This window comes from Deinococcus hopiensis KR-140, assembly GCF_900176165.1.
GTDB classification, from domain to species: Bacteria; Deinococcota; Deinococci; order Deinococcales; family Deinococcaceae; genus Deinococcus; species Deinococcus hopiensis.
In genome coordinates this window covers 2,288,356-2,304,828 of record NZ_FWWU01000009.1, presented here as the reverse complement: position 1 = coordinate 2,304,828, position 16,473 = coordinate 2,288,356, and the positions used below count along the sequence as shown (strand labels likewise).

Here is a 16,473-nt window from a genome sequence, read left to right as displayed (position 1 = left end):
CTGCGGCTTCGCCAACCCCTCTCTACCTTCGGCGCTTTTGAGGTCTGCTGCGCAGCTTTACGGGTTTCTCCAGTCGAGAGGAGTGAAAACCTGCCTGCGCTTCTACCTGCCCGCTTCCACCAGAATGCCCTCCGCCTCGTTCATCCGCACGATGTTGGCGAGCGTGCGGATGGGCACGTTCAGGTCCGCCAGTTTGGTCCGGCCTTCCTCAAAGCCCTTCTCGATCACGCAGCCGAGGCCCAAGAGCTCCGCGCCGCTCTGGGCAATGATTCCGGCCAGTGCCCGCAGCGTACCGCCCGAGGCCAGGAAATCGTCGATCACGATCACCCGGTCTCCATGCCCCAGGTACTCGCTGCTGACGAAGAGGTCCACCACGCCCCCCTTGGTACGGCTGATTGACTGGGCGGTGTACGCCACCTCGCTCATGGTGAGGGGCTTTTTCTTGCGGGCGTAGACCAGGGGTACGTTCAGCACGAGGGCCGTGGCGAGGGCGGGCGCGATGCCGCTCACCTCGATGGTCACGATCTTGGTGGGGTTGAGGGAGGCAAAGCTGGCCGCGAACTGCTCGCCCATCTCGCGCGTCAGGCTGGGCAGCAACTGGTGGTTGACCAGGCCGTCCACCTTGAGGATGCCGCCGGGGAGGATGAGGCCCTGCTCGCGGATGGCTTGCACGAGGGATTGCATGAGGGCGAGTGTACCCGCCCCACGGGCCTTTGACGCCCTGTTGACGCTGGCCCCCCTACGGTAGCGGCAGGACAAGGAAGTCGGCCGGTTCCCGACCCTGAAGGAAGACAACCCTGAACAAAACGGTGGTTTCGGTTCTCGGTCTGCTGGCGCTGGCCTCCGCAGGGCAGGCAGCGGAAAACGGCAACCTGTACGTGTACGCCCTGGGGCAGGACAGTGCCCTGTGGACGGTGAAAAAGACCCAGGGGCAGTGGGGTGGATGGCAACGGATCGGCGGTGAGGTGAAGGGCGGCCTGGGCGCCTGCTCGCCGGAACCGGGGGGCAACGTCGTGATGCTTCGCAGCAAGATGGGGCTGCTGAACGCCACCGTTCACAACACGCTCAACGGGATGGGCCAATTTACGGCCTACCGCACCGTCGTGGGTTCCGACCTCGGCGTGGCCTGCGCAGCCGGAGGCCGGATGGGTCTTTTCGTACGCGGGTACGACCAGGCCCAAGCGGCCCTATTCACGACCACGGCCGACGGTGGAGCGCGGGCCAACCAGTACATCGTGGATCAGGCCAACAACGACCACTCCATGATCGGGAACGTCCTGACCGCCCTGGGAGGAACCCGGACAGTCAACAGGCACTTGTGGGACGGGGCGCAGAAGGCCGTGACCAGTCGGTTATTCTTCAAGTCTGGCCCCGAATTCTTTCTGGGTGGATGGCCGCTGGGTGGTCAGATCAAGGGCGCGCCGGATGGGGTCATCTTGGGTGGCGCCAATACCCTCCGTCAGGCCGTTTTCGTGCGGGGGATGGCCGATGACATCTGGTGACGCGTGACCGACGCGAATGGGCAGTGGCAACCCTTCGGCTCATTGGGAGGGCGCAAGGTGACTGCCGATCCCACGGCTGTGGCCTGGGGAAACGGCGGCATCCTGCTGTTCGCCCGGGGCACGGACAATGGCCTGTGGGTGCGTGAAGACCGCAATGGACAGACGATTGCCTGGATGCCCTGGGGAGGCACGCTCGCGGGCAGCCCCGAGGCGACGAGCTGGGGGGGGCAACCGGGTAGACGTGTTTGCCCGGGGAGCCGACGACCATGTTATTCACGCCTGGCGCGACGATACCGGTCCACTGGTTCAGGCACTGCAGTGGGAGAGGGTGCCCGAAGGCGTCATCAAGGGTGATCCGGCGGCGGTGGGGGCCAGGTGGTGAACCAGGAGGGAAGCGGAAGCAGGCGCTGGGGTGGGACGACACTCCCCAGCGCCTGCTTCCTTACCGCCTCCCAGGCTTACAGCTCGTTCACCTCCGGCTTGAAGCCCACCTCGCGGATGTAGCGCAGGTATTCCTCCTGGCTCAGGGCCTCGCGCTTGCCGCTCAGGGCCACAAAAAAGGCCTCGAGCACATTGGTGGCGAAGTTGCGGCTGCCCATGCGGGGCGTGGTGGTAATCAGGCGGGCGACGCCCCGGTCCTTCATCCAAAGGCGGTCCGCTTCCGTGATGGTCTGGGTGAGGACTGTTTTGCTCAGCAGGTCACGCGGGGCATACCGCTTGACGTAGTGGGTATCTCCGGCGATCACATCGGCCCAGGCGTAGTAGCGGGTGCCCTTACCCTCCACGCTCGTTTCCTGCTTATCGCCGGTGGGATAGAACCAGTCTTGCGGCAGCTTGGTGACAACGGGCAAGACGAGGTGGGCCACACGGCGCAGGGCGGGGAGGCTGCGCAGCGGAACGTTCATGTTCAGGCCAAACACGATGTCGCCGTACACGACATTTGCCCCCGCCTCCGCAATCGCTTCTGCCATCCCGAAGCGGTCCACGGCACTGACCATCAGCACGCGCTGCCGGCTCCAGTTCAGGATGGGGTCGAGCTGCATCACGGCGTCGCGCTCCAGCGTGTTCTTGACGCCGCTGCCGTCCAGCACGGGGGTGATCTTGGCGTGCGAAACGAGTTTGCGGACGTTGCCGAAGGTGTAGCGCTTGCCTGCGGCCACCACATACAGATCTGCGCCGCCCAGCCCGAAGGCGTCCACCCGTCCATCGAGGGCCTGAAACAGCTCGGCGGCCTTTTTCGCGTCGCCGTCGGTTCCGATGCGCTCCAGCACGAACGGCTGCCCCAGCACCGTCAGTTCCTCGCGGGCGTTGCGCTTGCTGTTGCCCAGCGACACGCTCACCACATGCTTAAAGCCTGCGGGGGCGGGTTGCCAGTCACGGAGGAGATCGGTCATGGGGGCATTGTAGGGGAGCCTTTGGCCCGTGGCCCGAGGCCTTGAGCAGAAGCAAAAAGAAAAGCCTCAGCGTGTGCTGGGGCTTTTCCAAACGGCGAACAGCTCAAGGCCAAAGGCCCTCAGGGATACAGGCCCCGAAGCGCCCGCGCCTCCAGCACCCGCGTGCACGCCACGATATACACCGCGGTGCGCAGGGTGACGCCGTGGCGCTCCTTCACGTCCCACAGGCTCAGGAACGCTTCCCGCATGATGCGGTCCAGGCGGTTGTTGATCTCGTCTTCCGTCCAGAAGAACGACGAGAAGTCCTGAACCCACTCGAAGTAGCTCACGGTCACGCCGCCCGCATTGGCGAGTACGTCGGGGACCACCACGACGCCGCGCTCGGCGAGCAGGTCATCCGCTGCCGGAATGGTGGGGCCGTTCGCGCCCTCCACGATAAGCTTGGCCTTGATGCGGCTGGCGTTGTCGAGGGTGATCTGCTTTTCGAGCGCAGCGGGGATGAGTACGTCGCAGTCCACGTCCCAGAACGAGTCACGGGCGATTGCCTCGGTGCCTTCCAGGTCGGTGATGCGGCCCGTGCGCCCCAAGTGTTCGGCGGCCTTGTAGGGGTCGATGCCTGCGCTGCTGTACACCGTACCCGTCACGTCCTGAATCGCCACGATCTTCGCGCCGTGATCGTGGAAGATGCGCGCGGCGGCGTTGCCCACGTTGCCGAAGCCCTGCACGGCCACGCGCGCGCCTTCGAGCGGCAGGCCCATCTTCTTCAGGGCTTCGGCGCCCGTCACGAATACGCCGCGTCCGGTGGCGTCGCCGCGTCCGAGCGACCCACCCAGGCTCACGGGCTTGCCCGTTACCACGCCCGTCGCCGTGCGGCCCACGTTCATGGAGTAGGTGTCCATCATCCACGCCATCGTCTGCGGGTTGGTGTTCACGTCGGGGGCGGGAATGTCCTTGTCGGGCCCGATGATGAGGCCGATCTCGGTGGTGTAGCGCCGGGTGAGACGTTCGAGTTCGCCCACCGAGTACTTGCGCGGATCGATGCGGATGCCGCCCTTGCCCCCACCGTAGGGCAGGTTCACGGCGGCGTTCTTGACGGTCATCCAGGCCGAAAGCGCCATCACTTCGCTGAGGGTCACGTCTTGGTGGTAGCGGACGCCGCCCTTGGCTGGACCGCGCGAGGTGTTGTGCTGCACGCGGTAGCCCTCGAAGTGGGCGACTGTGCCGTCGTCGAGGTGAATGGGGACGTCCACCACGAGGATGCGCTTGGGCCGCTTCAGGGTTTCGACCCAGTACGCGAGTTTGCCCAGGTACGGCGTGACGCGCTCCACCTGTTCCAGAAAGATCTCGTAGGGGCCGATGTTGTTGGGATCGAGGTAGCTGGGCAGGTTGTGCTGCCCGGCGCGGGGGGCGGTGTTCTGGGGGTCCTGCGTGGCGGTCATCTTGGGCCTCCGGGTGGGCGTGGGAAGGGCGGTGAGTCAGGGGCTGTCGGCGATCAGCCAAAGTGTTTGGAGGCTGAAAGCGGATCGCCGAAGAGCTTCACGGATACACGCCCCGCATCAGCGCCGCCTCGTTGAGCCGCGTGAGGGCGACGGCGTAGGCGGCGGTGCGCATGTCCACCTGGCGGGCGCGCATAAAGGCCACCACGGAATCGACGGAGGCGTTCACGCGTACATCGATGGCCGCCTCGATCTCCTCTTCCGTCCAGAAGAAGTTGGAGGCGTCCTGCACCCATTCGAGGTAGTTGACGATCAGGCCGCCCGTGCTCGCCACGAGGTCCGGCAGAATGGTTACGCCCTGACCGGTCAGGAAGCGCTCGGCCTCGGGAAGCACCGCACGGTTGGTGGCCTCCACCACGTAGCGGGCGCGCACGGCATGGGCATTTCCGGCGTTGATCGCGCCGAAGTCGTAGGCGAGCATCAGCACGTCCACGTCGAGTTCCACCACCTCGTCCGGGGTGATGTCGGTGGCGAAGCCCTGCACGCTGCCGTACTGTTCGCGGTGCGCGGAGAGGGCCGCGAGGTCCAGGCCGCTGCTGGCGAACGTCGCGCCGTTCTGGTCGCTGACCGCGATGACGAGCGCTCCCTGCGCGGCGAGGGTCTGCGCAGCTTTGCGGCCCACATCGCCGAAGCCGTACACGGCCACCCGGGCGCTGCGCAAGCTCTCGCCCCGCTCTTCCAGCACGCGGGCCGTGACCAGGGCGGCGCTGCGGCCCCGGGCGTCCTTGCTGCCGTAGGTGCCGCCCAGGGGCAGCGGCTTGCCCACCACCACGCCGCCGTGGGTCGTGCCCGTGTTCTCGCCGTAGGCGTCCAGAATCCAGGCCATGACCTGTTGGTCCGTGCCGACGTCAGGCGCGAGAATGTCCTCGTTCGCGCCGATCAGCTCGACGAGCTCACTGGTAAAGCGCCGCGTCAGGCCCTCCAGCTCGTGGGGACTAAGGGTGGCCGGGTCTACGTCCACGCCGCCCTTCGCGCCGCCGAGGGGCAGGTCGCACACGGCGGCCTTGAGGGTCATCAGGGCCGCGAGGACCTCGCACTCGTGGGCGCTGACGCCTTCGCGGTAGCGCACGCCGCCGATGCTGGGGCCGCGCGCCGCGGAATGCACCGTGCGGTAGCCCTTGAAGACCCGCACCGAACCGTCGTCCATGCGAACGGGCAGATTCACGCTCAGCGTGCGTTTGGGGTATTTGAAATAGGCGAGGGATTGGTCGCTGACCTCGCCGTGCGGCAGTGCCTGCTGGAGCTGCTCCATGAGGCCCTGCCAGTTGAGTCCTGATGCCCTCATCGCGGTCTCCTTTGGGGGTTGTCTATGTCCCGAGCATACACGCCTAGACAGTCGCGTCGCCCGGGGCAGCATACGCTGCCTTCTGCCGCGCCGGAACCCCCGTCATCCCAAATCACCTGCGCCGTGGAGTGCGGCGGGCACGCGAAAAACAGGAATCGCTTCCAGGTTCACGAGGGCGCCGTGTGGCTGACGCTGACCTTCCAGATGCGAGGCCAAACGGCGAGAGAGGGCCGCGCTGACCATTTTTTCGTCCCGAATTTTTGGACGTCCCGCAGGGCCAGGGGCGAAACAGGGAGGGCCGCAGTCACCGCGACGTGGAGAGGCAGTGGCTGAAGGTGAAGAAGGGGGCAGTGGCGCGATGCAAAAGAGGAGGCATTGGGAAAAACGGCATTTGGGGCGCTCGGTTTGTTCCCTGTCCCGCCTCAGCGCGTGCGTTCGATCTCTCTCTGGGCCAGCCGGGCGAGTGCCTGCCGCGCCTCGGAGTCGGGCAGCGCGTTCAGGGCGTCGGCGGCGAGGCGGGCGCGGCGGCGAATCTCCTCGCGGGTGCGTGCGGCTGCACCCTCGCTCAGGGCGAGTTGACGAATGCGGGTCACGTCACTCGGCCCTGCAGCGCGGCGTTCCAGCACCTCGCGGACCTCAGGCCCGTGCGGCCCGTCCAGCAGGTACAAGACGGGCAGGGTGGCCTTGCCCTCGCGCAGGTCGCCGCCGACAGGCTTGCCCAGCGTCTCCTCGTCGGCGGTGAGGTCCAGCAGGTCGTCTTGCATCTGAAAGGCCAAGCCGTACTCGCGCCCAAAGCTCTCCAGGGCTGTCCGCTGCGCCTCAGGCGCGCCCAGCAGCAGGGCGGGAGCACCCGCGGCGAGTTCCACCAGCGCCGCCGTCTTGCCGTGAATCACGTCCAGGTAGGTCTGGAGGTTATATTCCGCGTAGGCCGCCACCTGAAACTGCAGCACCTCGCCCTCGCAGATCAGCGAGGCGGCTTCCCCAAAGGCCCGGGTCAGCGCTGCGCCCTGCGGCATGCCCGCGAGCAGCATCAGCAGCCGCGAAAGCATGAAGTCGCCGCTCATCACGCTGACCACGTTGCCGAAGCGGCGAAAGGCCGCCTGCTGACCCCGGCGGGTGTCGGCGTCGTCGATCAGGTCGTCGTGCAGCAGCGAGGCCGAGTGCAGCAGTTCCACGCACACCCCAAGGTCCGTGACGGACGCCCACGCGGGGTGTCCGGGCTGCGCGCCCAGCGCCTGCGCTGCCAAAAAGGTCACGGCGGGCCGCGCCCGCTTGCCCCCCGCCGCCACGAGGTCCTCGCCGATCAGCTCGATGAATTCCACCCGGGAGCGCAGCACCTCGCGCAGACGTGCCTCGAAGGCCACGCCGGGAAGGATCAGCCCCGCCACACCCGTCATGCGCGCAGTATAGAAAACGGAGGGCGGGCCGAAAGTACCGCCCCCTGCGGGGGGGCTACGGTCCGGCGGTCCAAGCGTTGAGCGGCCAGGGAGCGAACAGGATGGCGGCCGGGCCGTTAGGCTCGCCCGCCCGGGTGGGCGAAAGATGAGGCGTTTCTCCCCGATTTGTCCCTCGCGCTGGCCTTCGGAAGCGTGATACAACCGGGGAAATGGAAAGTGTCGTTGCCCTCTTTCGTGAACCGCAGCAGGCCCAGGGGGTCCTGGCGGACCTGCAGGCACGCGGCTTTGACCGTGACCATCTGGGTTTTGCCCTGGCCGACGTGGTGGCTGAGGATGATCTGGCGCAGGCCACCGGCGTCAGCCCTGAACTCGGCGCGCCTGGGGGCGTGACCAACGTTATTCGCGGCATCATCGTGGGTGCGCTGTCGGGCCTGAGCCTGACCGTCCCCATCTGGCTGCTGTTTCTGGCCTTTCCCGCCACCCGCATCTATCAGGAAGGCGGCCTGCTCGCCTGCCTGTTCGGATTGATTGGTGGAGCGGGTCTCGGTGGCCTGTTTGGGGCCTTGACGGGCGGGGACCACGGCGACTACGTGAAGCTGCTGCGCCGCATGGGCGTGCCCGCCGCGCAGGCCGATCGCTTTGCCGGGGGCATCCGCTCGGGCAACGTGCTGGTGATCGCCCGTGACCCCGACGGCACCCGCGCTGACGAGGCCCTGACGTTGATGCGCCGGCACGGAGCCCTGCGGCTGGAGGACGCCCTCGGCGGCGGCCGTCTCCAGAGCGAGCGCCGCGGCAACGACGGCCACTGAGGCGAGGATTCAAGTCAGCGGGCGGTGGGGGAAACCTCGCCGCCCGCTGACCTGGGTTCTTCCGGCCACCCGAGCGCTGGGTCCACCGGATCAGGCCACCGCGCGGTGAGGGTGAGTTTCCCCCCTGGCCCCGAGATTTCCCGCACCGGCACCACGCCCACCCCGCTGCCGCAAATCCAGGCCCGGGTGAGGTGAAGCAGTTCTTCCACGGCGACGGAGCGCTGCTCAAACGGTCTGCCTGCCAGAAAGGCAGCGCGGGTGATCCCCGGCAACCCGCCCTGCGGCACGATCAACCGTCCCCCCACCTCCAGCAGCGGCGAAGTCCGCCCGCCGTCCACGAGTCGTCCCGCGCTGTCGGTCAGCCAGCCCTCGAACGCCCGCGCCCGCGCCGCTTCCCGTCCGGCCAGCAGGTAGGGAAGGTAATTGCCGGTTTTGTGCCCAGCGAGTTGAGGATGAACCTGTCCTGAAGTGAGGTGGACGCGCACGCCCTCCTCCGGACGCCGCCCGGGTTGAAGGGGCCGGTGGGACCAGAAGGTGCCTTCCGCCGCCACCGTCAGCCGCAGGAGGCCCCAGCGCCAGGTCTCAAGCCGGGGCCAGTCGCCTTCTGGAGCGGGCAGGTCCAGAAAGGTGCAGGTGTCCGAGAGCCGGGCCAGGTGCGCTTTTGCGTGCAGCGGCTCCCCCCAGTGTGTCCGGAGGGTGGTAAAGGCGGTGGCCCCGTGCAGCCCCGCCGAATGCTCCAGCGCCGGGGGGAGCGGCTTCACGCCCAGTCCTGATCAATGATCGCTGACCGCTCCCGGCTGAGCCTCAGCCAGTTGCCCAGTAGCACCCGGCCCGCTGGGCTCAGCACGCTTTCGGGATGAAACTGCACGCCCCAGGCGGCGCGTCCCGGTACCTCCAGGGCCATCACTTCGCCGCCGGCGCTGCGGGCCGTGACGTACCTTTCCGGCAAGCCGCGTACCACCAACGAGTGATAGCGGCCGAAGGGAGCGCCGCGCTCAATATCCGCAAACAGCCCGTCTCCGCCGTGCACTACGCCTTCGGGGCGTCCGTGCACCGGCTCTGCGCGTTCGACCCGTCCGCCCAGCACCTCGCCCAGCGCCTGATGCCCCAGGCACACCCCGAGCAGCGGCACGCCGCGTTCCAGGCACAGCCGGGTCAGGGGCAGCGTTGCGCCGCTGCTCCCCGGCGTGCCGGGCCCCGGCCCGATCAGCACCGCGTCGGGGGCGGAGGCCAGCAGCACCTCCGCATCTTCGTCCTGTGCGCGTACGTCCACCGTCGCCCCCAGGCTCAGCAGGTCGTGGGCCAGGTTCATGGTGAACGAGTCGCGGTTGTCCAGCAGCAGCACCTTCAGCCCCGTATGCGAGCGGGCGGGCGGTGGGGCCCAGGGCCGTCCCGGTACCGGGGGTGCGGGCGGCTGCGCTGGCCTCCCTGGTTTCCCCGACAGCACGGCGAGCAGCGCCTGGGCCTTGTGCACCGTCTCCTGCGCCTCTCGCGTAGGATCGGCGTCAATGACGGTGCCACCACCCGCGCGGACGGAGGCGGTCCAAAGGGGGGCGCCAGTCAGCGGGCACCCGTCGCCAGGAGGAAGACCGCCTTGCTCGCGGCTGAATCCCGCCGTTCGAATCAAAATGTTCACGTCCACGCGCGCCCCGCTCACGATCCCCACCCCACCCGTGTACCAGCCGCGTGGGCCGGGCTCCAGCTCCTGAATGGCCGTCATGACCCGCGCTTTGGGGGCCCCCGTGATCGTACCGCCGGGAAAGGTGGCGGTGAGCAGTTCGCGAACGGTCAGGCCCGTCTTGGCCTCCGCCGTCACCTCCGAGACGAGGTGCATTACGTGGCTGTAGCGCTCCACCAGACCGAAGTCGGGGACCCGCACCGTGCCTGCCGCGGCCACCCGCCCCAGGTCATGCCGCACGAGGTCCACCAGCATGGTGTGCTCGCTGGCTTCCTTTGGGCTGGAGCGCAGCTCGGCTTCCAGGGCGGCGTCTTCCTCCGGCGTCTCGCCGCGCCGCCGGGTACCGGCGATGGGGCGTGCTGAAATCACGTCCCCTTCCCACAACACCAGCCGCTCGGGGCTGCACGACACCACCACCTCCGCGCCTGTATCCAAAAAGGCCATGAAGGGGCTGGGGTTGACCTCCCGCAGGCGGAGGTACGCGGCCAAGGGATCGCCCACCGCCTGCGCCCGCACCCCTCGGGAGAGGTTGACCTGGTACACCTCGCCCGCCCGGATAAGCTCCTGCACGGCCCGCACGCCCGCCGGGTAGTCCACATCGTCCGCACCGAATTCGCCCACGGTGAGGGTGGGGATGGGGGCCGGATCACGCGACAGCACCTCCAGCCAGTTCGCGTGCCCGGCCTCACCCACCACCTCCAGCGTCCCCGCCTCACGGTCCCAGACCAGGCCGCTGGGGTAGAGGCCCCACCACATCGCCGGACCGCTCGCTCCGTGTGCCTCCAGGCCAAACGCTCTGGCGGCCTCATATTTCAGGCCGCCCAACCAGGCGGGAAAGAGGGCCTCGACCACAGGCCTCTCGGGCAGATCCGCCTGCACCTGCACCGGCCACGCGCTCAGAAAGCTGAAGCGGCCGTAGGGCAAGGCCGGTCCCAGCGATTCCAGCAGCGCCACCCCCGGTGCCCCCGCCGCCCGCAACCGCAAGAGCACGTCGGCGGGGGAGAGCGCGGCGCATGGTGCGGGCAGGGGGGAGCGCAGCGGGACCTTCACGCGCCGGATTGTAGGGGAGCGGGAGACCGGAAAAGGGGAGGAGGCCGGGTTCGCCGCGGTGGCGGGCTGTGGGTAAAAGGGCCCCTATTGTCCCCAAATCCCCCCTTTCTACCCTGAATTCCGGGATAAACTGCCCGCATGTGGGTTTCAACCAAAGCGCAGTACGGCCTCCGCGCCCTGATTGAGATCGGGCGGCGGGGGGGAGACGCCGTGCCCCTCAAGGACGTGTCCGAGCGGCAGGGCATCAGTCAGCATTACCTGGAGCAAATCGCCAGCAACCTGCGGCGGGCCGGCTTTATCAAGAGCGTGCGCGGCGCACGCGGAGGCTACCGCCTCGCCCGCGCCGCGTCGGCCATCAACGCCTACGACGTGGTGACGGCGATGGAAGGCAGCATCGCGCCGGTGTCTTGCGTGGAAGAAGACCATGTGTGCGGCAGCCAGTCGGTATGCGGCACCCAGAACCTGTGGCAGCGGGTGGATACCGCCCTGCGTGACGTGCTGGGAGGCACCACCCTGGCGGACCTGATCCTGGAGAGCGAGCAGCAGGACCACGCGCGGCTGGTGCAGTTGGAACCGCTGGTGCTGGGGGCCGAGGTCAGAAGGCCGGTGGCAGAGGGTTGACAAAGGACCTCTTCTGACCCTCTGCCTTGGGTCCTCTGCTCCGTGCGTCTATCCTGCACCTCGTGTACCGCCGCATCAAACCTGCCCTGTTTCGACTGGACGCCGAAGACGCCCACCACCTGACCCTGCAGGGGTTGGGTATGGCGTCGCGCGTTCCAGCCTGGCCCGCCGCTGTTCGTGCCCTCACCGCGCCTGCCGACGCACGTCTGGGCCAGACCCTGTGGGGCCAGGCCTTCGCCTCGCCCGTGGGGCTGGCGGCGGGGTTGGATAAGAACGCGCAGGCGGTGCCCGCCTTCACTGCGCTGGGCTTTGGCTTTGTGGAGGTGGGCACGGTGACGCCACAGCCACAGCCGGGCAATGACCGCCCCCGGTTGTTTCGCTTGCCGAGCGACGAAGCGCTTATCAACCGCATGGGCTTCAACAACGCCGGCACGGAGGCCATGCGCACCCGCCTCGCGGCCCTGCGCGAACGTCACGCGCCGGTGTGGGTCAACATCGGCAAGAACAAGGCCACGCCAAATGAGGAAGCGGTGGAGGATTACCGCCGGTGCGTGGCGGCCCTGTACGGGGTGGCCGACGCCTTCGTGGTCAACGTGAGCAGCCCCAACACGCCGGGGTTGCGGGCCCTGCAGGCGGCGGGAGACCTCGCGGCCCTGGTGCGCGCCGTGCTGGGTGAGGTGGAGCGCGCCCGCGTCCGCACCGTCCGCTTGGCGCCGCCCGTTCTGGTCAAGCTCGCGCCCGATCTGCATCCCGCCGACTTCGAGGCCAGCGTCGGTGCGGTGGTAGACGCTGGAGCGGCGGGCCTGATCGTCAACAACACCACCCTCAGCCGGGACGGCCTGACCCACGCCCACCGGGGTGAGGCGGGCGGGTTGAGCGGCCGTCCCCTCACCGCCCGCAGCCTGGAACTGGTGCGGGCGGCCTACCGCCTGACGCGGGGCCGGGTGCCTGTGGTGGGGGTGGGAGGAATCTTCACCGCCGAGGACGCCTACGCCCGCATCCGCGCGGGGGCCAACCTCGTGGAGGTCTATACCGCCCTGATCTACGAGGGGCCGGGCCTACCGGGCCAGTTGAACCGGGGGCTGGCGCGGTTGCTCGAGCGTGACGGGGTGCGGAGCGTGGCGGATGTGGTGGGCGTGGAGGCTTGAGAACGGCCTTGGGCTCAACCGGTACATTTTGGTGACCTTGCGCCTGGAGGGGGGCGGCGTCTCTGACACATCCCCCTTCCCCCTGGCTTTGCCAGGCCCTTGCTCCACAGCTTTGCGGGTCCCACGAGGAGAGAGGGCGCAGAACAGTCCAGCAACACAGCAGGAGGACGCGCCTTCCGTTACCCCGCCTTTTCCAGCCGGGCCCGTTCCAGCCTGGAGCGCAAGAGCGCCGGGCCGTGCTCCGCTGCGGTGCGGACGAGGATGCCCATCTTGTGCGGATTGGCCTCCAGGTCGATGCGGATGCCCAGGTCCGAGGCGCTCTCGCTGCACGCGGGCCCGATGCTGACCACCACCATGCGGCGGATGGCTGCGCGCACCTCGTCTTCCAGGCGCAGGCGCTGGGCGAACTTCAAGAAGTGCAGCAGCTGGGTGCCGCTCGACAGCAGCAGGAGGTCATGGGTACCCAGGGCCGTCTCGCGGACCGCGCGGGCCAGCGGCAGGGTGTCTTGCGGAAACATGCAGCGGTAGACGGGCACGCTGGTGATCTGGAGGTCCGCCGCGTGCAGGGTCCGGAGCATCGGTACGGGGGGTGGATCGCCGTATTCCAGCAAAACCGCGTGCTGCCCCGGTTGGAGGGTGGCGAGCAACTGGTCTTGCACCTCGTGCCAGGTGTGTGGGCGCGGCACGCTGGTGCCGGTCAGGCCAAAGCTTTTTAGGGCCTGCATGGGCTTGCTGCCCCGGGTCAGAAACGCCATGTCTTTCAGGGCGTCCAGATGCCGGGGATCGCGGGCCACCAGATCACGCAGGAACAGCCGGGTCCCCACGCCCGTCATGCAGGCCACGGCGTGCAGGTTCCCGGCGGCCAGGTCACGCTCGAACTGGGCAAGCGGCGCGCTGAGATCCAGCTTCTGCTCGCGCATGCTCGGCGCGACGGTGGCGCGGCCCCCGTATTTGTCGATCAGGCTCGCCATTTCCTCAGAGCGGCGTGACTCCAGGCTCAGTACGCTCAATCCGCCGAACCAATCCATACGTCACCTCCCTCCACGCGTGCGGCGTAAACGGGCACGCGCACCTTCGGATCGTCCAGGCACACCCCCGTTTCCAGGCTGAAGGCGTGCTTGAGCAGCGGCGAGGTGACTTTCAGGGTACCCCCGCTGTCGCCCGTCAGTCCGCGTGACAGGACGTTCGCCCCAGTGAAGGGATCGCGGTTGCCCAAGGCGTACACGCGCCCCGCCACGCGAAACACCGCCACCTGCTCGCCCTGCACCAGGGCGCACACACCGGTGCCGGGCAGGATCTCTTCGGCGGCGCACACGCGGACCCAGGAAGTCGTCGGAGTGGAAAGGGTCGGGGTCATGGAGGCTCCTTTCAGGAGGTAGAGAGCAGAGGGGAAAGGGCAGCGGGTCCGGTGCTTGGGGCGCGCAGCCCTAGTCGTCCCCGCCCGCCATAGGCAGAGGGCTCAGGCCGTCCAGCCCCGGCAGGTCGGCCGGGCGAATCTGGCCGCGCTCGTTCACCCACTCGATGGCGCTGTCGCGGGCGTCACTGTTGATGAAGGTGCGGAAACGGGGCAGGTTCGCCCCGTCCGCGAGGGCCGCCGCCCACTCGTCGAAGTAGGTGCCCACGTGGCGCTCCATCGCGGCGTCGAGGTCCGCGCAGAGGCCCAGGGCGTCGTCCAGAATCACCGAGCGCAGGTAGTCCACGCCGCCGTCCAGGTTCTCCAGCCAGGTGCTCGTACGCTGGAGGCGGTCCGCCGTGCGGATGTAGAACATCAGGAAGCGGTCAATGGTGCGGATCAGCGTCTGTTCGTCCAGGTCGGCGGCCAGCAGGACGGCGTGCTTGGGCGTGACGCCGCCATTGCCGCCCACATACAGGTTCCAGCCCTTCTCGGTGGCGATGATGCCGAAGTCCTTTCCGCGCGCCTCGGCGCATTCGCGGGTGCACCCGGACACGCCTGACTTGAGCTTGTGCGGACTCCGCAGGCCCCGGTAGCGCAGTTCCAGCCGCACGGCCAGCCCGGTAGAGTCCTGTACCCCGTAGCGGCACCACGTGGAACCGACGCAGCTCTTGACCGTTCGCAGGCTCTTGCCGTAGGCGTGCCCGCTTTCGAAGCCGGCGGCGATCAGGTCTGCCCAGATGGCGGGGAGGTCATCGCGCTGCGCGCCCAGCAGGTCGATGCGCTGTCCGCCCGTAATCTTGCAGTACAGGCCGAATTTGCGGGCCACGCTGCCGATGGCGATCAGTCCCTCGGCGGTGATCTCGCCGCCCGGCACGCGCGGCACCACCGAGTAGGTGCCGTTTTTCTGGATGTTGGCCAGGTAGGCGTCGTTCGTGTCCTGCATGGGCGCGTGTTCGGGCTTCAGCACATGCTCGTTATGCAGGCTGGCGAGGATACTCGCCACGGCGGGCTTGCAGACCTCGCAGCCGTGACCTTTGCCGTGCTCTTCCAGCACCTCCGCCCAGGTCCGCAGGTCCTTGACGCGGACGATACCGAACAGTTCCTGCCGCGAGTACGCGAAGTGTTCGCACAGGTGGTTGGTCACCGTCTCGCCCAGCCTCCTGAGTTCGCTCTGAAGCAGGCCGTGCAGGCTGGGCACGCAGCCGCCGCAGCCCGTTCCGGCCCCGGTGCATTTCTTGAGGCTCGCCACATCGCGCGCCCCCGCGCCGATGGCCGAGCAGACGGCATCGGTGCGGACGTTCTCGCACGAGCAGATCAGCGCGTTTGTGCTTGTGGGGAGGGCGGCTCCTCCCGGCAGCGGCGGCACGATCAAGGTCTCGGGCGGCACGTTCAGCGGGGTGCCCGACATGGCGAGGTCCAGCAGATCGCTGTAGCGCGAGGTGTCGCCCACGAGCAGGCCGCCGAGCACCTTCGTTCCGTCGGGCGAGAGGACCAGTTTGGAGTACGTGCCGCGCACGTTGTCGCTGAGGCTCACCGTCCGCGCGCCCGGCGTGGTGCCCTTCGCGTCCCCGAAGCTGCCCACCTCCACGCCCAGCAGCTTGAGTTTGGTGCTGAGGTCTGCGCCGCTGAAGCGGGCCCCGCGGTTTCCACCGAGGGCCACGTCGGCCAGCAGGTGCGCCGCCGCGACTTTCGCCATCGCGTAGCCGGGGGCCACCAGACCGTAGACCCGCCCGTGATGCAGCGCACACTCCCCCACGGCGTAAATGTGTGGATCGCTGGTCAGGCAACTGTCATCCACGGCGACGCCGCCGCGCTCGCCCACCGTCAGGCCACAGGCACGGGCGAGGTCATCCCGGGGGCGAATCCCCGCGGAGAACACCACCATGTCGGTTTCGAGGGTGCCCCCATCCGCGTAGGCGAGGCCAGTTACGCGCCCTACCGTGTCCGTCATGACCTGGGAGGTGGCCTTGCCCGTATGCACGCCGATGCCCATCTCCCCGATCACCCGGGCGAGGGCCGCGCCACCTTCGGCGTCCAGTTGCGCGGGCATCAGGTGGGGAGCGAACTCGACGACGTGGGTGTCCAGGCCGAGTTTACGCAGTGCGCCGGCGGCTTCCAGGCCCAGCAGACCGCCGCCGATGACCACGCCGGAGCGGGCCGTCCCCGCCGCCGCGCGAATGGCTTCCAGATCTTCCAGCGTGCGGTACACGAAGCACCCCGCCGCGTCCCGGCCTTCAATGGGCGGCACGAAGGGAAAGCTTCCCGTCGCGAGCACCAGTGCGTCGTAGGCCAGGTGCTGCTCGCCCACGGTCACCGTTCTCGCCTCGCGGTCAACCGCGCTGGCCCGGCCGAACACCACGTTCACGCCCTGCCCGGCGTAGCTCTCGGGGCGGGCGAGCGAGAGGTCCGGGGCGGGATCATCAAAGTGGCTGCTGAGGTGAACGCGGTCATAGGCGAGTCGGGACTCCTCGCTGATCACGGTGAGCCGCAGGGCAGTGGCGTCGGCTCCGGCGCGCAGGTTCTCCACGAGGCGGTGACCGACCATGCCGCTTCCGACGATGACGATGTGAGGGAGAGAGGTGGGAACAAGCTCTGGGGTCATGGGTCCTCCGGGAAACGGGTGTCCTTCTGGTGCCGGGCGCGGCTGGGGATGGCCCGGCTCTGGCCCCATTGAGCCCGATCTTCTGCCGTTTGTCA

At 68.2% G+C, this 16,473-nt stretch carries 15 protein-coding genes; 5 read left to right on the top strand and 10 right to left on the bottom strand.

Translation table 11 applies throughout. The annotated features are described in order from the left end of the window. Nucleotides 1-102: 102 nt before the first annotated feature. Nucleotides 103-684 (bottom strand): xanthine phosphoribosyltransferase, encoded by a 582-nt coding sequence (xpt, locus tag B9A95_RS24540; RefSeq protein WP_084049666.1) that lies wholly within the window; start codon nucleotides 682-684, stop codon nucleotides 103-105. A 125-nt stretch (nucleotides 685-809) separates the two neighbouring features. Between xpt and B9A95_RS24535 the strand changes: the two genes are divergently transcribed. Continuing rightward, nucleotides 810-1,502 carry a DUF8189 domain-containing protein gene (locus B9A95_RS24535; RefSeq protein WP_084049665.1) on the top strand — a complete coding sequence of 231 codons (693 nt, stop codon included), beginning with the start codon at nucleotides 810-812 and terminating at the stop codon, nucleotides 1,500-1,502. Nucleotides 1,503-1,656: 154 nt separating this feature from the next. After that, nucleotides 1,657-1,884 (top strand): hypothetical protein, encoded by a 228-nt coding sequence (locus tag B9A95_RS32680; protein ID WP_139806971.1) that lies wholly within the window; start codon nucleotides 1,657-1,659, stop codon nucleotides 1,882-1,884. Between the two features lie 76 nt (nucleotides 1,885-1,960). Here B9A95_RS32680 and B9A95_RS24530 read toward each other — a convergent pair whose 3' ends face one another. From B9A95_RS24530 to B9A95_RS24515, 4 genes are all read right to left on the bottom strand, one after another. Beyond that, the gene (locus B9A95_RS24530) at nucleotides 1,961-2,896 is read right to left on the bottom strand and encodes a quinate 5-dehydrogenase (protein ID WP_084049664.1); all 936 of its coding nucleotides are present in this window, start codon (nucleotides 2,894-2,896) and stop codon (nucleotides 1,961-1,963) included. A gap of 119 nt (nucleotides 2,897-3,015) precedes the next feature. Beyond that, the gene (locus tag B9A95_RS24525; protein WP_084049663.1) at nucleotides 3,016-4,335 is read right to left on the bottom strand and encodes a Glu/Leu/Phe/Val family dehydrogenase; all 1,320 of its coding nucleotides are present in this window, start codon (nucleotides 4,333-4,335) and stop codon (nucleotides 3,016-3,018) included. A 97-nt stretch (nucleotides 4,336-4,432) separates the two neighbouring features. Continuing rightward, nucleotides 4,433-5,677 (bottom strand): Glu/Leu/Phe/Val family dehydrogenase, encoded by a 1,245-nt coding sequence (locus B9A95_RS24520; RefSeq protein WP_084049662.1) that lies wholly within the window; start codon nucleotides 5,675-5,677, stop codon nucleotides 4,433-4,435. 422 nt (nucleotides 5,678-6,099) lie between these two features. Further along, the gene (locus B9A95_RS24515; protein WP_084049661.1) at nucleotides 6,100-7,074 is read right to left on the bottom strand and encodes a polyprenyl synthetase family protein; all 975 of its coding nucleotides are present in this window, start codon (nucleotides 7,072-7,074) and stop codon (nucleotides 6,100-6,102) included. Nucleotides 7,075-7,283: 209 nt separating this feature from the next. On the opposite strand from B9A95_RS24515, the gene B9A95_RS24510 reads away from it, so the two are divergent. Continuing rightward, nucleotides 7,284-7,883, top strand: coding sequence for a hypothetical protein (locus B9A95_RS24510; RefSeq protein ID WP_084049660.1), 600 nt, complete (start codon nucleotides 7,284-7,286; stop codon nucleotides 7,881-7,883). Between the two features lie 14 nt (nucleotides 7,884-7,897). On the opposite strand, the gene B9A95_RS24505 is transcribed toward B9A95_RS24510, so the two are convergent. Beyond that, complete coding sequence (locus B9A95_RS24505) at nucleotides 7,898-8,644, bottom strand: aminotransferase class IV (RefSeq protein WP_084049659.1); 747 nt, start codon at nucleotides 8,642-8,644, stop codon at nucleotides 7,898-7,900. Beyond that, nucleotides 8,641-10,611 (bottom strand): chorismate-binding protein, encoded by a 1,971-nt coding sequence (locus B9A95_RS24500; protein ID WP_245808468.1) that lies wholly within the window; start codon nucleotides 10,609-10,611, stop codon nucleotides 8,641-8,643. The genes B9A95_RS24505 and B9A95_RS24500 overlap by 4 nt, the downstream gene beginning before the upstream one ends. A gap of 138 nt (nucleotides 10,612-10,749) precedes the next feature. Here B9A95_RS24500 and B9A95_RS24495 point away from each other — a divergent pair, with 138 nt between their 5' ends. Both B9A95_RS24495 and B9A95_RS24490 read left to right on the top strand, forming a co-directional pair. Beyond that, nucleotides 10,750-11,232, top strand: coding sequence for an RrF2 family transcriptional regulator (locus tag B9A95_RS24495; protein WP_084049658.1), 483 nt, complete (start codon nucleotides 10,750-10,752; stop codon nucleotides 11,230-11,232). Between the two features lie 62 nt (nucleotides 11,233-11,294). After that, nucleotides 11,295-12,380, top strand: coding sequence for a quinone-dependent dihydroorotate dehydrogenase (locus tag B9A95_RS24490; protein WP_084050950.1), 1,086 nt, complete (start codon nucleotides 11,295-11,297; stop codon nucleotides 12,378-12,380). Nucleotides 12,381-12,559: 179 nt separating this feature from the next. Here the strand turns inward: B9A95_RS24490 and B9A95_RS24485 are convergent, their stop codons facing one another. The 3 genes from B9A95_RS24485 to nirB all read right to left on the bottom strand — a co-directional run bounded on the left by B9A95_RS24485 (nucleotide 12,560) and on the right by nirB (nucleotide 16,378). Further along, the gene (locus B9A95_RS24485; RefSeq protein ID WP_084049657.1) at nucleotides 12,560-13,408 is read right to left on the bottom strand and encodes a uroporphyrinogen-III synthase; all 849 of its coding nucleotides are present in this window, start codon (nucleotides 13,406-13,408) and stop codon (nucleotides 12,560-12,562) included. Then, on the bottom strand, nucleotides 13,387-13,737 hold the full coding sequence (gene nirD / locus B9A95_RS24480; protein ID WP_084049656.1) for a nitrite reductase small subunit NirD: 351 nt from the start codon (nucleotides 13,735-13,737) through the stop codon (nucleotides 13,387-13,389). Before nirD ends, B9A95_RS24485 begins: the two co-directional genes overlap by 22 nt. Before the next feature lie 70 nt (nucleotides 13,738-13,807). Further along, entirely contained in the window at nucleotides 13,808-16,378 is a 2,571-nt protein-coding gene (gene nirB / locus B9A95_RS24475; RefSeq protein WP_084049655.1) for a nitrite reductase large subunit NirB, read from the bottom strand. Nucleotides 16,379-16,473 lie beyond the last annotated feature (95 nt).

What these genes read in the sequence shown, in the direction of transcription:
- xpt (WP_084049666.1), bottom strand. Translation starts at nt 684, where the DNA reads ATGCAATCCCTCGTGCAAGCCATCCGCGAGCAGGGCCTCATCCTCCCC.
- B9A95_RS32680 (WP_139806971.1), top strand. Translation starts at nt 1,657, where the DNA reads ATGGACAGACGATTGCCTGGATGCCCTGGGGAGGCACGCTCGCGGGCA.
- B9A95_RS24530 (WP_084049664.1), bottom strand. Translation starts at nt 2,896, where the DNA reads ATGACCGATCTCCTCCGTGACTGGCAACCCGCCCCCGCAGGCTTTAAG.
- B9A95_RS24525 (WP_084049663.1), bottom strand. Translation starts at nt 4,335, where the DNA reads ATGACCGCCACGCAGGACCCCCAGAACACCGCCCCCCGCGCCGGGCAG.
- B9A95_RS24520 (WP_084049662.1), bottom strand. Translation starts at nt 5,677, where the DNA reads ATGAGGGCATCAGGACTCAACTGGCAGGGCCTCATGGAGCAGCTCCAG.
- B9A95_RS24515 (WP_084049661.1), bottom strand. Translation starts at nt 7,074, where the DNA reads ATGACGGGTGTGGCGGGGCTGATCCTTCCCGGCGTGGCCTTCGAGGCA.
- B9A95_RS24510 (WP_084049660.1), top strand. Translation starts at nt 7,284, where the DNA reads ATGGAAAGTGTCGTTGCCCTCTTTCGTGAACCGCAGCAGGCCCAGGGG.
- B9A95_RS24495 (WP_084049658.1), top strand. Translation starts at nt 10,750, where the DNA reads ATGTGGGTTTCAACCAAAGCGCAGTACGGCCTCCGCGCCCTGATTGAG.
- B9A95_RS24485 (WP_084049657.1), bottom strand. Translation starts at nt 13,408, where the DNA reads ATGGATTGGTTCGGCGGATTGAGCGTACTGAGCCTGGAGTCACGCCGC.
- nirD (WP_084049656.1), bottom strand. Translation starts at nt 13,737, where the DNA reads ATGACCCCGACCCTTTCCACTCCGACGACTTCCTGGGTCCGCGTGTGC.
- nirB (WP_084049655.1), bottom strand. Translation starts at nt 16,378, where the DNA reads ATGACCCCAGAGCTTGTTCCCACCTCTCTCCCTCACATCGTCATCGTC.